Source organism: Saccharibacillus sp. CPCC 101409 (assembly GCF_030518235.1).
Classification (GTDB): Bacteria; Bacillota; Bacilli; order Paenibacillales; family Paenibacillaceae; genus Saccharibacillus.
In genome coordinates, this window is record NZ_JAULSA010000001.1 from 348,807 (window position 1) to 362,451 (window position 13,645).

Consider the following 13,645-nt stretch of genomic DNA (forward strand, 5'->3'; position numbering starts at 1 on the left):
ACGAACAATCAAAGGGCGGACTGTTTATGCCATTATCGCATACGGCTTCGAATTTCGATTCAAGCACCGAACTGCTGCGGATCGAGACGGATTTGTTCGAGCTGACGATCGCCGGGAAACCGTTTCATGCGACGGTCGAGCGGCTGTCGCTGCATCGCGGCGGAGAAGAAGCGGCCGGATCGGCCGGCGGTGCTTCCGACGAAGGGCGGATTCCGGCGGCGTTCTCGGCCGCTGCGCGTTCGCTGCGCTTGACGCTCCGCCGGGTCGAACTGTTCTCGCCGCAGACCGGCCGTCTGGAAGTCTGGGAGCAGGGAACTCCGGCTTATCCGTGCTTCTACGAGACCGGCGCGTATGAATTTACGCTGGTCAAGACCGATCCCGTATCGGAGCTTGCGTTCTATCACGAGAACGTCAATCTGCGCCGGCGGATCAAGCCGCGGGGCCGGTCGGTGCTGTCCGGCACGCTGGACTTCGGCAGCGAGATCGGCGAATCCGAGCTGGAAATCCGGCTTGACGGCCGGCCGCTGCTTGCGATCGGGATCGAAGTGTTCCCGGCGAAGCTGGATTACCGGCGCGATTATGCGCGGCTGATCGGGGAAGTGGACGACGAGGCGTACGACCTGTCGTTCGACTTCCTGCGCCGGACGTACCGGCCGGCGGAATCGGCCGAGCGTCCGCGCCAGAGCCTGGCGGAGTTCCAGGCGATTCTTCGCGCCGTCTTCGGGCGCATGGAAGACGCCGTGCGGCGGATCGGCGCGCATCCGCATTACCGGCTGGAAGCCGAGCGCCGGCTGCGCGAGAGCGTTCGCGCGAAGCGGACGGACCGGCGCAGCCTGGAAGATCTGCGCCGCCATCCGCAGCGGCTGCGGCGCGAGGAAGGCGGCTGGCTGGAGATCCGGCCGCGGTCCGGGGCGGAGCCGGAAGCGCCTGGCGCGCGGCGGGAAGCGGAGCCGCGGCGCGGGCGCGAAGCCGAAGCGGCGCGCTACACGCCGACGCATCTGCTGGAGGCGAGGCGGACGGTCTCGTACGATACGGACGAGAACCGCTTTCTGCGCTGGATGCTGGAGCGCACGGCCGGGCGGATCGACCGGCTGCAGCGGGAGCTGCGGGAAGGTTCGGCGCGGCGCGATCCGCTGCTGGACCGGGAGCTTGAGCGGATCAAGCGGCGGATCGGCCGGATGCTGGACGCCGATTACCTGCGCGCGGCCGGGCCGATGCGCGGCGGCGGAGCAAGCCTGGTGCTCCAGATGGCGCCCGGCTACCGGGAGATGTACAAGCTGCATCTGCTTCTGCTGCGCGGACTCGCGATCCGCGAAGGGCTGCTGCGCTTATCGGTCAAAGACATGGCGCAGCTGTACGAATACTGGTGCTTCCTCAAGCTGCACCGGCTGCTGGCCGACCGCTGCCGCGTCGTTCGCCGGGAAGGCTCCGGCATCCGCCGGGGCGGGCTGTTCCCGACGCTGATTCGCGGCCGCGGCTCGCGCATCGAATACGAACTGCCGCATTCCGGCGCGCGGCTGGCGCTGCTGTACAATCCGTCGCTGCTCGGCCGCAGCCGGCCGACGACGGAGCAGAAGCCCGATCTGCTGCTGACGCTGTACACGCCGGACGGCGGCGCAAGCGGCGAGCGGAGCGTTAACGGCGGCGAAACCGGCCGAACAACCGGCGCAGGCGGCCGGATTCCGGCGCGCGAAACGTCGTTCGTGCTGGACGCCAAGTACCGGCTGGACCCGGCCGAACCGGGTACGTCTTACGAACGGGCCTATGCGTCGCCCGGTCCGCTGGAAGAAGATATCAACGTGATGCACCGCTATCGCGACGCCATCGTCCGACGCGGCGCGGATACGGGCGAATACGAGCGCCGCGTGGAGCAGGCGTGCGTGCTGTTTCCGTACGGAAACGAATCCGAGTATGCGGAACATCATTTCTATCGCAGCATCGGCCGCGTCGGCGTGGGCGCGCTGCCTTTTCTGCCGGGCTCGACGGCTCTGGCCGAGCGCTGGCTGGACGGGGTGCTGGGACTTCCCGGCGCCGAGGCAAACGGGTAAAGGCCGGTATACAGGGAGAATCCCTCGTATACCGGCCTTTATTTCGCTTTTTCTTTTGCTGTATTTGTTTCTGTTTCTGTTCGAACGCTGCTTGTTCGACGGCGTTTTAACCGGCAATTTGACCGGTCCGGCCGCGTCGATATTCCGGCCGAGCGTCCTGTTTTACTTCGCCAGCTCCCCGATCTCCGCCGGGCTCAGCGCTTTGTCGTAGATGCGCACTTCGTCGAGGCTGCCTTTGAAATAAGCGTCCGCCGCGAAGCGGCTTTTGCCCAGCCAGGCTTCGCTTGTTTGCAGATCGCGCGGGTCGTAGGTCATCTGCTCGTTCCTGCCCGCTTCTTTGCCGTTCAGGTACAGCGTGCCGGTGCCGCCCGAGATCGTTACGGCGACATGCGTCCACTTGCCGGTCGGCAGCGGGGAAGACGTCAGGATGCTCTGGTCTTTGCCTTCGCGGTGAATCGTAAACTGCACGCCCGCGCCCTGCGACGGAGTCAGGAACATAAATCCGTTCATGCCGTTTCCGAAGTCCAGAATCCGCTGCCAGGGTGCGCCGCCTTCCCATTTGACCCAGCCGGCGAACGTGAAGTCCCGCGCGTCCGTTACGGCGCCCGGCAGCTTCACGTAGCCGTCTTTGCCGTCCAGCGCGACCGCTTTGCCGTTTTTGCCGGATTTGGTATAGGAAGCGCCGTTTTCGAGCGTGCCGTTGTATCGGTTCGGCGAAGCGTCGGTCAGCCGGTTTTTCGACGCGTCCCCGAAGCCGTAGGAGGCGATCAGCGGACCCTGCGCCTGCTGCGCCACGGTGACTTTGAACGATTTGGTTTTCTTGGCGGTTCCGTGCGAGATGGTCGCGGTCAGCGTGACTCCGGCGTCGCCTTTGCCGGCGGCGGGACGGGTCACTTTGCCGGTGCCTGCCACGACCGACGGATTGGACGACGTCCAGGCTATCGCCGCTCCCCGCGTGCCGGAGACCGGCAGGTTCAGGTCGTAGTACACGTCGCCGGACGAAGGCGCATCGAGCGCTTTGGCGACGGCGGATACGATGTCTTTATCGGGAAGCGCGGCGACTTTTACGCCCCATACGCCGACGCCCCGGCCGGACATCGCGGTCAGCGTAAGCGTGCGTTCGCCGGAGACCGGATGGGTTTCGTGCAGGAAAACGCCCGTATAAGTCCCGTCCGCCGTCGTCAGCACGACATCGTGCTCGCCCTGAAGCTTCCACGTGCCCGTAACCGCGCCGCCGAGCGTGCCGTCCGCTTTGAGCGTGACGGAAACGTCCGTATGAAGATCCGCGTCGATTTCTTTATCCTGCGCAATCCAGCTGTAGTCGCCCGGGATCTCCGCCGCGGTTACTTTCGACAGCGTATCGCTCTCGCCCGCATAACGGTACGGCGCCACGACCGGCCAGCCGTCCGCGTTCATGACCATCTCGTGCACCCGGATCTCGTGCTCTTCGCCGCGGCCCGGGAACCGGGAGTGGAAGATCAGGAAGTGCTTGCCCGTCTGCTCGTCGTAATACGCGGAGTTGTGTCCCGGCGATACGGCGCCGATGCCCGCGCCTTCGCCCGGATCGCCAAGCCTGCGTTCGAACAAATAATTGCCGATCAGCTTCACGCCGTAAGGCTCGATCGAGTCGTCGTCGAACAGCGGCTTGCCCGGATCGGCTTTGACGTTCGCCATATCGGTTCCCTGCGCGTCGAGGAACGGGCCGTCCGGACTTTTCGAGCGGGCGACCCGCACATTGTAGCCGCCGGCCGCGTCGAGTCCCCCGAAGGAAAGAAACAGATAATAGTAGTCCGTTTCCGGGCTGTACAGCATATACGGGCCTTCGATGCGGCTGTGGTTGCCTCCGGTGAGTTTCTTGCCGTAACCCTGGTCCGGGAGCGGTTTGCCGGTCTTGGGGTCCATCTCCAGGATAAAGATTCCGCCCGAGTACGAACCGTACACCATCCAAAGCTTGCCGTTTTTATCGAAAAAGACGTCCGGGTCCACCGCGTTCGGATGTTTCGTCGCGTCGTAGATCGTGCCGTCTTCGCTTGCCTGGTCCCACATGCCGGATTTCAAAATGATCCCGGTGTCCTTGTACGGACCTTCCGCTTTGTCGGCGACGGCGATGCCCAGCGCGGAACGCGGCGAATCGCCTTTGCACGCATTGTAGTACATATAGAATTTGCCGTCCGCAAGCTGGATAACGTCGGCGGCCCACAGCGTATCCGACTGCGCCCAATCGAGCGTTTCTTTCAGCTCCGTCTTCACGTTCGGGATCAGCGGATTGTCGTTCGTCACGCCGGAAGCGATCAGGTTCCAATTCATCAGGTCTTTCGATTTGGCGGCCGCGAGATGCGAACCGAACACGTAGAATGTGTCGCCGACCTTGATGACGGACGGATCGTGCACGGACGCTTCGCGGAACGTCGGGGCTTTGGCGTTGAACGTCGGCAGCTCGACCGATTTCTGCACGGCGGCCGGGGGGGCGGAAGCGGAAACGGCGGCGGACGAAACCGCGCCTGCGGAAAGAGGCAGCAGCAGTGCGGCCGTCACGGCGGTCAGTCCGGTTTTTTGCAAAAGTTTGTGTTTCATGGGATCTTCCTTTCGTGAAATAAATTTAGTGAACAATAAAGTTAATTTTATTGCGTTGCAATTAAGCGAAAATTAATAATGGTATCGCTTACAAATGGAATAATAACTGCATTTGTCCTGAAAACACAAGTTAAATTTACTTTATAGTGAATTTTATTCGGCTAAGTTAATGTTATGATTAATTGTATGGGAGTTGGTATAAAGATCGGCGAGAGAAAAAAGCTTGCGGGTTTTCCAAAAAAAGCCCCGCGCGGCCGGAATAACCGGCAGCCGGAGCTTGAGGGCTTGGAGGGGATAGAGACGTTTCCGCCGAATCGGACAGCGACGCTTTGAGGCGGTCAGCCGACAGCCGGAAAAGGATTGTGCTTCAAACAGACAAGCGTAACGTATCCGTCGTGTACGGAAACCACCGCGCGCGTTGTGCGAACGCCGTACAAAATATAGGAGCAGCCGTTGTCGCGGCGTCCGGCATATTTGTCGATACGTTTCGGGGCACGAAGAAACTCACCCAGCATCTCCTCGTCGAAATGGGCCTGCTCCATGTCCCGTTCGGCGCGTTCGGTCAGCAGCAGCCGATGGTGTTCGACCGCTTCTTTGAGCGTCGCCGCAATGCCTTCCGTTTCCACTTCGTTTGATTTGATCATCAGTAAGCCTCCTTCTGCTTTTTTGCTTTTTAGCGTTTTCGCTTTAATGAGTGAATGGATTTTGCTTAGCTTCTATTGTCCACAAAAAAGCTTGTTTCGTAAAGAACTATTAATAGACCGCTGTATAAATAATACTTCCACTATTAACCATGAAGATAGGATGAAGGTCATTGATCTTTTTGAAAGCGCTATATTTTAAGGGGTGAACAGCAGGAGCCGGAGGAGAAAAAAGATAGGCGGCCGGCGCCGAAAAAAATGCCTGTCCGCTTGTTGACGAAAGGGTCTTTTTTGGATTAAGATTTAAAACGTTGTGTATCCGGAAACTATGCTATATAAAACCCTAAAAATTAACATTTTCTTTACTTCTTCGGCGTACGATTGTGCTATCCTCATGGGCAGGGAGGTGTTCAAGCTGAGCGGCATCGTTGTTTTGTCATCCATAACGTTTATCATCCTGATGGGCGCTTCGTACTTGATCTATAAAAAATATCCTTATCGGCAGCAGCTGACGTATCTTCCGTCGGGAATGGTACTGCTTGCAAGCTTTCTGATGATTTTTGTAAGCTTCGATCTCAGCCGTTTCGACGGCATGAATGCAAGCGCCATGGCGGTTGCGGTAGGACTTGCCAGTCTGCTGGCGTTTATGTGTTCTCCGCTGATCGATTATTTTCTGCGTTACAAGCAGCATTGACAATCGCGGCGTCCCGGGCTAAAGTAAACACGTAAACCGCCCGCCGGGCGCCAATCGAATAGCGCAATCCACTGGGGGAGCCGCGGCGCGGCTGAGACAAGAACAGTTCTTGGACCCTTCGAACCTGATCCGGCTCGTACCGGCGTAGGGAAGTGGAGACGGTCCTTTCCTTCGCATATCCACGACTGCATATAACGGGAACCGCTCCATTTCGGAGCGGTTTTTTTGTTGTTCCGGGGGAGTGAATTGCGGCGATCGGGGCGAATCCGGGCGGGGAAAATATCTGGAGGTGACGGCGCAGCATGTCTTTTACCGAGGAACTCCGCCGCGGAGCGGACCCTATTTTCGAAGCGATCTTCAAGCATCCTTTCGTGCGCGGCATCGCAGGCGGCAGCCTGGATAACCAGCAATTGATCCACTATGTCAAACAAGATTTCGAGTATCTGAACGCTTATATGCGCATTTACGGGATCGCGATCTCGCGCTGCGCGCAGCGGGAACATATCCGGCTGTTCAACGAGCAGATCGCATTCATCCTGAACAGCGAGATCCATCCTCACCAAAATTTTTGCGACCGCGCGGGCGTGACGTACGAGGAACTACAGGGCTATCCGCTTGCGCCGTCGGCGCATCATTACACGCGGCATATGCTGAACGCGGCTTATGAAGGCACGCTGGAAGACATTCTGGCCGCGCTGCTGCCGTGTCCGTGGACGTATGCGGAGATCGGACAGCGGCTGCTGGAAGAAGTGAAGCCGGGGCCGGAGCATCCTTTTTACGAGTGGATGCACTTCTACGGCAGCCGGGAAGGCGGCGTGACGAACCGTATGCGCGTCCTGCTCGACGAATGGGCGGAAGTTCTGACGCCGGAGCGCAGAGCGCGGCTCAAAGAACAGTTCGACGCCAGCTGCCGCCTGGAGTATATGTTCTGGGACATGGCGTACAAGCTGGAAGAATGGCCGGTGTAACGGAAAGCAAGAGGCGCGCGGGGCGTAAAGGGAAAGAAGCGTTTCGCAAAAAGAAGCGGTAATCGAAGGAGGCGAAGCAGGGATGAACAAGGAATGGGGCGCGCTGCTGGACAGGGTGCGGGAGCGGCGGCCGCTGGTCCATAATATTACGAATACGGTCGTGACCAACTTCACGGCCAACGGGCTGCTGGCGCTGGGCGCGTCGCCGGTTATGGCGTACGCCCGCGAGGAAGTCGCGGACATGGCGCGCGTATCGGGCGCGCTGGTATTGAATATCGGGACGCTGACGGCGGAAGTCGTCGAAGCGTGCATCCTGGCCGGCCGGGCGGCCAACGAAGCCGGCGTGCCGGTGCTGCTCGATCCGGTCGGCGCGGGCGCGACGCCTTACCGGACGGAGTCCGCGCTGCGGATTCTGCGCGAGGTGCAGATCGCGATCGTGCGCGGCAACGCGGCGGAGATCGCGAATCTCGCGGGGGAAGACCGCGAGATCAAAGGCGTGGACGCCGAAGGCGCCGGCGGGGACGCGCAGGTGGAACTGGCGGCGCGCGCAGCCGCGAAGCTCGGCACGGTGGTGGCCGTGACGGGCCGCGAAGACGTGATTACGGACGGAGCGAAAGGGTACGTGGTCAGCGGCGGAGACGAGCTGCTGGCGCGGGTGACCGGCGCCGGCTGCCTGCTGACGTCGGTGCTGGGCGCTTTTGCGGCGGTGGAACCGGACCGGCTTCAGGCCGGCGCCGCGGCTCTGGCCCTGTACGGCGCCGCGGCCGAAGCGGCGGCTTCCGCGGCGGGCGGGCGCGGCCCGGGCAGCTTCCAGATCGCGTTTCTGGACGCGCTGGCCGCGCTGAACGCGGACAGCCTGGCGAAGCGGGCGGACAGCGCGGGAAAGGCAGAAAAAGAGGAGAGGGTGGCAGAGCGGCCCGAGCGGGCAGGTGCCCCGGGAAAAGCGGAGAACGCGGATGCCGAGAACGGGCAGAGCGTTGAAGCCGGCTTCCCAGCCGCAGCCGGCAAAGCGGCCGTCCGCTTCTTCCGCGTGTCTCCGGTCGAAGGAGGAGAGCGATGAGCATTCCCAGAGCGCTGACCATCGCCGGCTCGGACAGCGGCGGCGGAGCCGGCATCCAGGCCGACCTCAAAACGTTCCAGGAACTGGACGTGTTCGGCATGTCGGCAATCACCGCGGTCACGGTGCAGAACACGCTCGGCGTCGGCGGGGTGTACCCGCTGCCCGCCCGCGCGGTGGCGGAGCAGATCGACGCGGTCGGCTCGGATCTCGGCGCGGACGCGCTGAAGACCGGCATGCTGTTCGACGCGGACATTATCGAAGCGGCGGCGGCGCGTATCGCCGCGTTCGGCTGGACCAACGTCGTGGTCGACCCGGTCATGATCGCCAAAGGCGGCGCGGAGCTGCTGCGCGCGGAAGCGGTGGAAGCGATGAAGCGGCATCTGCTGCCGCTGGCGCGCGTGGCGACGCCGAATATCCCCGAAGCCGAAGTGTTGGCCGGTATGAGTATCCGCACGATGGCGGACCGCCGGGAAGCCGCCGTGCGCATCGCCGGATACGGAGCGAAGATCGTCGTGATCAAGGGCGGCCACGCCGCGGAGGACGAGCAAGCGGAAACGGCGGCCGGAAGCGGCGGGCACGGACGGGGAACGGCTTCCGGCGAAGCGTCCGGAAGGTTCGAAGCGGAACGCGCCGAACCGGCATCCGCTGCCGGCAAGCAAGAGCCGGCGGAAGCGGCGCGGGCGCTGCCGGCCGCGCCGGGAAGCGTGGTCGATCTGGTGTACGACGGCAGCTCGTTCACGGAGCTGAGGGGAACGCGCATTCCGACGCGGCACACGCACGGCACGGGCTGCACGTTCTCCGCCGCGATCGCGGCCCGGCTCGCCGCCGGAGCCGGCGCGCACGAAGCCGTGCGCACCGCGCGCGCCTTTATCCAGGCGGCGATCGAAGGCGCGCCGGCGCTCGGACTCGGCGGCGGCCACGGACCGACCGACCACTGGGCGTACCGCCGCGGTCTGACGAACCGCTGAACCTGCCGCCTCCGCTGCGCTCCGGCGAACAGCCGACCTGCCGCCTCCAAGGAGGTCCGGCAAATAGCAGCTGAACCTGCCGCCGCCGCTGTGCCCCGGCGAACCGCCGGCTTTGCCGCTCCTGCCGCCGCCAGGGCGGAACCCCGGCAGGCCCGCGCGGCTTTTGCGTCCGACTGCGGCAGCACAGCCGCTATCGCAAAACGCGCAAAGCCCGCCGGACCCGCCCAAGGATCAGGTCCCATCTTTGAATGCTGACTTTAGATCAGCATTTATCGGGAAAATTCGAAGCATGCGCCAAAATGTTGACTGGATGCGCGCATTTTCAGGCATCCTGCTTTAACTCATATTCCGAACTCACCCCGCGTCCCGTCATAAGCTGCAAAAATCCACTTCATTCCCGGAAAAAGCCGCTTGTTCGCTTTATGGGCTGCAAATATCCACTTTATTCTTCCGGAAGGAGACTGTCCCGGCCTAAATCCCGCTTTTAAGTGGATATTCGCACTTCATGGCCGAATACCGCGCGCCGCTTCGCCGATTAAGTGGATATTTGCATTTCATCGGCTGACCAGCCTCTGTGCATGTCCCGGCCCCCGAGCGCAGCGCAAAAACACAAAAACGCCCGCGCGCGGCGGCGCGGACGTCGGGCGTACGGCGCAGATTGCAGCCGGTGCGGCGGAACGGGAAAGCGGGGAAGGTTAAGCGGACACGAGGCGAAGAGCCTCGATAGAAAACCCGTATGTAGAAGCGGCGATTGGATATGCGGATAAAAGCGAGCGTGCCAAAAACGGGCAGTCCGGCTTAAGCGCCGATGCCGATTCGATTAATCGCGGAAAGTCAGGAACGACGAATGCGTGGGCGCTCCGGTAACGGCCAGCGAAGTGGCTTCGTGACTCCAAGTCCAGACGCTCGTCAGCAGCAGTCCGGCGGCCAGCGCGACCAGCCATTTATTCTTGTTGCGGTTCGGCATGGGAACCTCCTTGTCGATAAAATGGGCGATGCGAATATCTCTAATTTTTTCTATTCTAAAACAGGTTCGCGTTTAAAGCTATGATTTCCTTCTCTTTCAGCGATTGAAGAACGAAGTTTTTGCAGCAAAAAACAACCCGGCGGCGGTCCGTACACTCACACATAGTAAACCGCGTTTTCTTTCATCACCAGTTCCAGCCGGGTAATATTTTCGCGTATACCGGGCAGGCGCCGGGAAGACAGATAGTCGAACATCGATTTGACGATCAAATAACCCTGTCTGAACGGGTCCTGGCAGATCGTCGCCGTTACGACGTCGCGCTGCAGGAAATCGTAGACTTCCGCGTGCATATCGTGTCCGATCAGCGCGACCCGTCCGGCCAGTCCCGCGGCTTCGAGGTGGCGGGCGACGATATGCAGTTTGGCGCCGGCCGCGTACACGCCGTCCAGACCTTCGAAGTAACCGGCGAACGTCTCGGCCGGCGTGTCTTCTTCCCGCTGCACTTTCAGCGGGGCGCGCAGATCGACATCGTGATACCGGCCGACGACCTCGCGGAAGCCGGTTACTTTTTGCTGCATCTGTAGATTGGTGTACGACATGATCAGACCGACGCGTCCGCGGCGGCCGACCAGTCTGCACAGCGTATCGGCGGCCAGCCTGCCCGCGATGCGGTAATCGCAGCCGACGTAGAACAGGCGCGAGCTGAGCGGGGAATCGCTGTTGAACGTGCCCACGGGGATGCCTTTTTGCACGGCATAGTCGATCACGTCGGTCATTTCCTGCGGATCGTTCGGCGAGATGGCGATCGCGTCGTATTCGCCGGAATCGACCAGTTCGAGCATTGTATTCGTCTGCTCGGTCAGGTCGTAATCTTTGGCGCGAATCATGCGGACGCTCAGGCCGGAATCGCGGAATTCCCGCACGGCCGCATCGACGCCCAGTTCGACCCGGCTCCAGAAATGCTCCGGCAGCTGTGGAAAAGCCACGGCGAGCGAAATTTTGCGTCCCGTGGACGCTTCTTTGGTATTCATGGCATCCGGTCCTTTGCTTGGGATTTAACGCTCCGGCATGCTTCTTTTCTTTTTGGTAGCGCTTACTTGATTATGGCACCGATGATAGACTATTCGTCCGGGGGTGTCAACGGAAAAATAAACGGGCCGATCGGCGGGGCAGAAGCGGATTCAATACAAGGAAGTTGATTTATTTATACGTTATAAGTAAGATTGTTGTAATAATAATCGCTTTTTTTAGAGGAGTGCGAATTCGTGCTGGAGCTTAGTTTTAACGACCCCGAGAAACTGGTTAAAGTCGCGCATGCTTTGTCCACGCAGTCGCGAGTCGATATTCTGCAGCTGCTGATTTCCCGGAAGCTGAACGTGATCGAAATTGCGGCTCTGCTGGAGCTTCCCGTATCGACGGTCGCCAACAATATCAAAGTGCTGGAAGCGGCGAAGCTGATCAATACGGAGCTGGTTCCCGCTTCGCGCGGCGCGATGAAAGTATGCAGCCGGAATTACGACGATATCCATTTTGCTTTAAATATCGAGAAGGCCGTATACAAAGAAGATTTTCAGGTGTACGAAGTGGAAATGCCGATCGGTCATTACAGCGACTGCGAAGTTGCGCCGACCTGCGGAATGGCGAATGCCGAAGGCATGGTGATCCGCGAAGACCAACCGGCGAGCTTTTATCATCCCAAGCATGTCGGCGCGCAGCTCATCTGGTTCCGCAAAGGATATGTAGAGTATCTGCTGCCGCTGGAGATTCCCGCCGGGTCGCGGATCGATTCGTTCGAATTGTCGATGGAAATGTGTTCCGAAGCGCCGAATTACGATAACAATTGGCCGTCCGATATCTCGGTATGGGTCAACGGCATCGAGCTTGGCATGTGGACGAGTCCCGGAGATTTCGGAGATCGCAGAGGCAAGCTGAATCCGGCCTGGTGGTACGACTGGTCGACCCAGTACGGGCTGCTGAAGACCTGGCGGGTGGATCGCGAGAAAACGACGCTCGATATGGTCAAAGTATCGGACGTCAACCTGGAGCGCCTGAATCTGATGGAAGGTCAGAAAGTGCGGCTGCGCATCGGGATCGATCCGGAAGCCGTGCATCAGGGCGGCGTCAATTTGTTCGGCCGGCAGTTCGGGGATTACCAGCAGGATATCGTGATGAAAGTGAATTTTACGCCTATCGAAGAAAAATAAAGAGGTTCATTACAATCTTGATGTAATGAACCTCTTTATTTTATTAATATTACAATTATTTTGTTTGAAAACGTTGACAATAGACAGCCTCAATCCTATAATTCGGTTGAAAGATACATAATTTACGTAACAAAACGAAAATTATGTTTATATCTTTTAATTTATTTAAAGGGGAGAAGTATGTGAAAAAGAGAAGTGTCGGAATGACGGTCGCGGCGCTGCTGATGGCGTTCTCGCTGGCGTTGAGCGCGTGCGGAGGCGGGAGTGGAGGAGAAAGCTCGTCCGGAAGCGCGGACGGCGGCAAAGTCAGCCTGTCTTTCTGGACCTTGTTCGACGGCGGAGACGGAGCCAATATGCAGGCGCTGGTCGATGAATTCAACAAAACGCATCCCGATATCGAAGTGAAAAATACCAAGCTGGTCTGGGCGGAGTATTACACCAAACTGATTACCGCAGTCGGCAACGGCAACGGACCGGATATCGGCATTTCCCATACTTCGCGCCTGCCGGACCTGATCAATCAGGGCGTGGTCACGGACCTCGACGCGGTGGCGGAGACAGCGGGCGTGGACTGGAGCAGCTTCAACCAGAACCTGCTGGACGCCACGGTCGTGGACGGCAAGCATTATGCGGTGCCGATCGATACGCATCCTTTTATCATGTACTACAATGTCAAGCTGTTGAAAGAAGCCGGCCTGCTCGGCGAAGACGGCAAACCGGTCATGGAACAGTCTGCCGAAGGCTTCGTCGATTTCCTGCAAACGCTTAAAGAAAAACTGCCGGCCAAAGTCACGCCTTTTGCGCTGTCCAATACGAACGACGACCCTTATCGTCTCTGGTGGTCGCTGTACTCGCAGCTTGGAGGCAACGACCTGATCTCGGACGATTTGACCACCGCGCAGATCGATACGGACAAAGGCGTGGAAGCCGCGGACTATATCCAGAAACTGTTCAAGGCGGGCTATATCAAGAAAAACGATCCGGACTTCTATAAAAACTTCCAGAGCGGAACCGCGGCGATCATGATGACGGGCGTCTGGGCGACAGGCACCTGGGAATCGACCAAAGATCTGGAATTCGGAGCGATGCCGATCCCGAAAATCTTCGATCAGGAAGCGACCTGGGGCGATTCGCATACGATTATCCTGCCGACCACGCAAAAAGACGACGAAGCCAAACGCGAAGCGGCGATCACTTTTGCGAACTGGGTCGCCGACAACGGACAGGTGTGGGCCAAAGCGGGCCATATCCCGTCGAAGCCGTCGGTGCTGGAGAAACCGGAATTCAAAGAAATGCCTTACCGCAGCGATTACGCTTCCGTAGCGAGCACGGTCAAATTCAACAAACCGTCCGTCAAAACGGCGCAAATTCGCGACAACGTTTCTTTCAAGATTCTGAACGAGGTCTGGGCGGATAAGATGACCCCGGCCGCGGCGATGGAAAATATGCAAAAAGGCGTCCAAAAAACGCTGGATGAATAATTAACGAATAAAGTCTAAACACTCTGCGCGCAGGTCTGCG

General features: G+C 59.6%; 10 protein-coding genes, 1 pseudogene and 1 riboswitch. Of the genes and pseudogenes, 7 read left to right on the forward strand and 4 right to left on the reverse strand.

Features of this window, described 5'->3' with window-relative positions:
• The first annotated feature begins 26 nt into the window (after nucleotides 1-26).
• A complete protein-coding gene (locus QWJ34_RS01450) occupies nucleotides 27-2,048 on the forward strand; it encodes a DUF2357 domain-containing protein (protein ID WP_302725270.1) in 2,022 nt (673 codons plus the stop codon).
• A 162-nt stretch (nucleotides 2,049-2,210) separates the two neighbouring features.
• Here QWJ34_RS01450 and abnB read toward each other — a convergent pair whose 3' ends face one another.
• Together abnB and QWJ34_RS01460 are read right to left on the reverse strand one after the other, a co-directional pair.
• A complete protein-coding gene (abnB, locus tag QWJ34_RS01455; protein ID WP_302725271.1) occupies nucleotides 2,211-4,622 on the reverse strand; it encodes an arabinan endo-1,5-alpha-L-arabinosidase AbnB in 2,412 nt (803 codons plus the stop codon).
• Between the two features lie 338 nt (nucleotides 4,623-4,960).
• Entirely contained in the window at nucleotides 4,961-5,266 is a 306-nt protein-coding gene (locus QWJ34_RS01460; RefSeq protein ID WP_302725272.1) for a hypothetical protein, read from the reverse strand.
• A 391-nt stretch (nucleotides 5,267-5,657) separates the two neighbouring features.
• Between QWJ34_RS01460 and QWJ34_RS01465 the strand changes: the two genes are divergently transcribed.
• The 4 genes and pseudogenes from QWJ34_RS01465 (at nucleotide 5,658) to thiD (ending at nucleotide 8,953) form a co-directional block, all read left to right on the forward strand.
• Nucleotides 5,658-5,957: a YesK family protein gene (locus tag QWJ34_RS01465; protein ID WP_302725273.1), complete on the forward strand. Its 300-nt coding sequence runs from the start codon at nucleotides 5,658-5,660 to the stop codon at nucleotides 5,955-5,957.
• Between the two features lie 63 nt (nucleotides 5,958-6,020).
• Nucleotides 6,021-6,125, forward strand: a riboswitch (TPP riboswitch).
• 134 nt (nucleotides 6,126-6,259) lie between these two features.
• On the forward strand, nucleotides 6,260-6,925 hold the full coding sequence (tenA, locus tag QWJ34_RS01470) for a thiaminase II (protein ID WP_302725274.1): 666 nt from the start codon (nucleotides 6,260-6,262) through the stop codon (nucleotides 6,923-6,925).
• Between the two features lie 82 nt (nucleotides 6,926-7,007).
• A pseudogene (thiM, locus tag QWJ34_RS01475) lies at nucleotides 7,008-7,790 on the forward strand (hydroxyethylthiazole kinase); the annotation flags it as partial.
• A 191-nt stretch (nucleotides 7,791-7,981) separates the two neighbouring features.
• A complete protein-coding gene (gene thiD / locus QWJ34_RS01480) occupies nucleotides 7,982-8,953 on the forward strand; it encodes a bifunctional hydroxymethylpyrimidine kinase/phosphomethylpyrimidine kinase (RefSeq protein WP_302725275.1) in 972 nt (323 codons plus the stop codon).
• Nucleotides 8,954-9,773: 820 nt separating this feature from the next.
• Here the strand turns inward: thiD and QWJ34_RS01485 are convergent.
• Nucleotides 9,774-9,920: a hypothetical protein gene (locus QWJ34_RS01485; protein WP_302725276.1), complete on the reverse strand. Its 147-nt coding sequence runs from the start codon at nucleotides 9,918-9,920 to the stop codon at nucleotides 9,774-9,776.
• A gap of 155 nt (nucleotides 9,921-10,075) precedes the next feature.
• Entirely contained in the window at nucleotides 10,076-10,951 is an 876-nt protein-coding gene (locus tag QWJ34_RS01490; protein ID WP_302725277.1) for a sugar ABC transporter substrate-binding protein, read from the reverse strand.
• Nucleotides 10,952-11,185: 234 nt separating this feature from the next.
• Between QWJ34_RS01490 and QWJ34_RS01495 the strand changes: the two genes are divergently transcribed.
• Together QWJ34_RS01495 and QWJ34_RS01500 are read left to right on the forward strand one after the other, a co-directional pair.
• On the forward strand, nucleotides 11,186-12,124 hold the full coding sequence (locus QWJ34_RS01495) for an ArsR/SmtB family transcription factor (protein ID WP_302725278.1): 939 nt from the start codon (nucleotides 11,186-11,188) through the stop codon (nucleotides 12,122-12,124).
• Between the two features lie 182 nt (nucleotides 12,125-12,306).
• The gene (locus QWJ34_RS01500) at nucleotides 12,307-13,605 is read left to right on the forward strand and encodes an ABC transporter substrate-binding protein (RefSeq protein WP_302725279.1); all 1,299 of its coding nucleotides are present in this window, start codon (nucleotides 12,307-12,309) and stop codon (nucleotides 13,603-13,605) included.
• Nucleotides 13,606-13,645 lie beyond the last annotated feature (40 nt).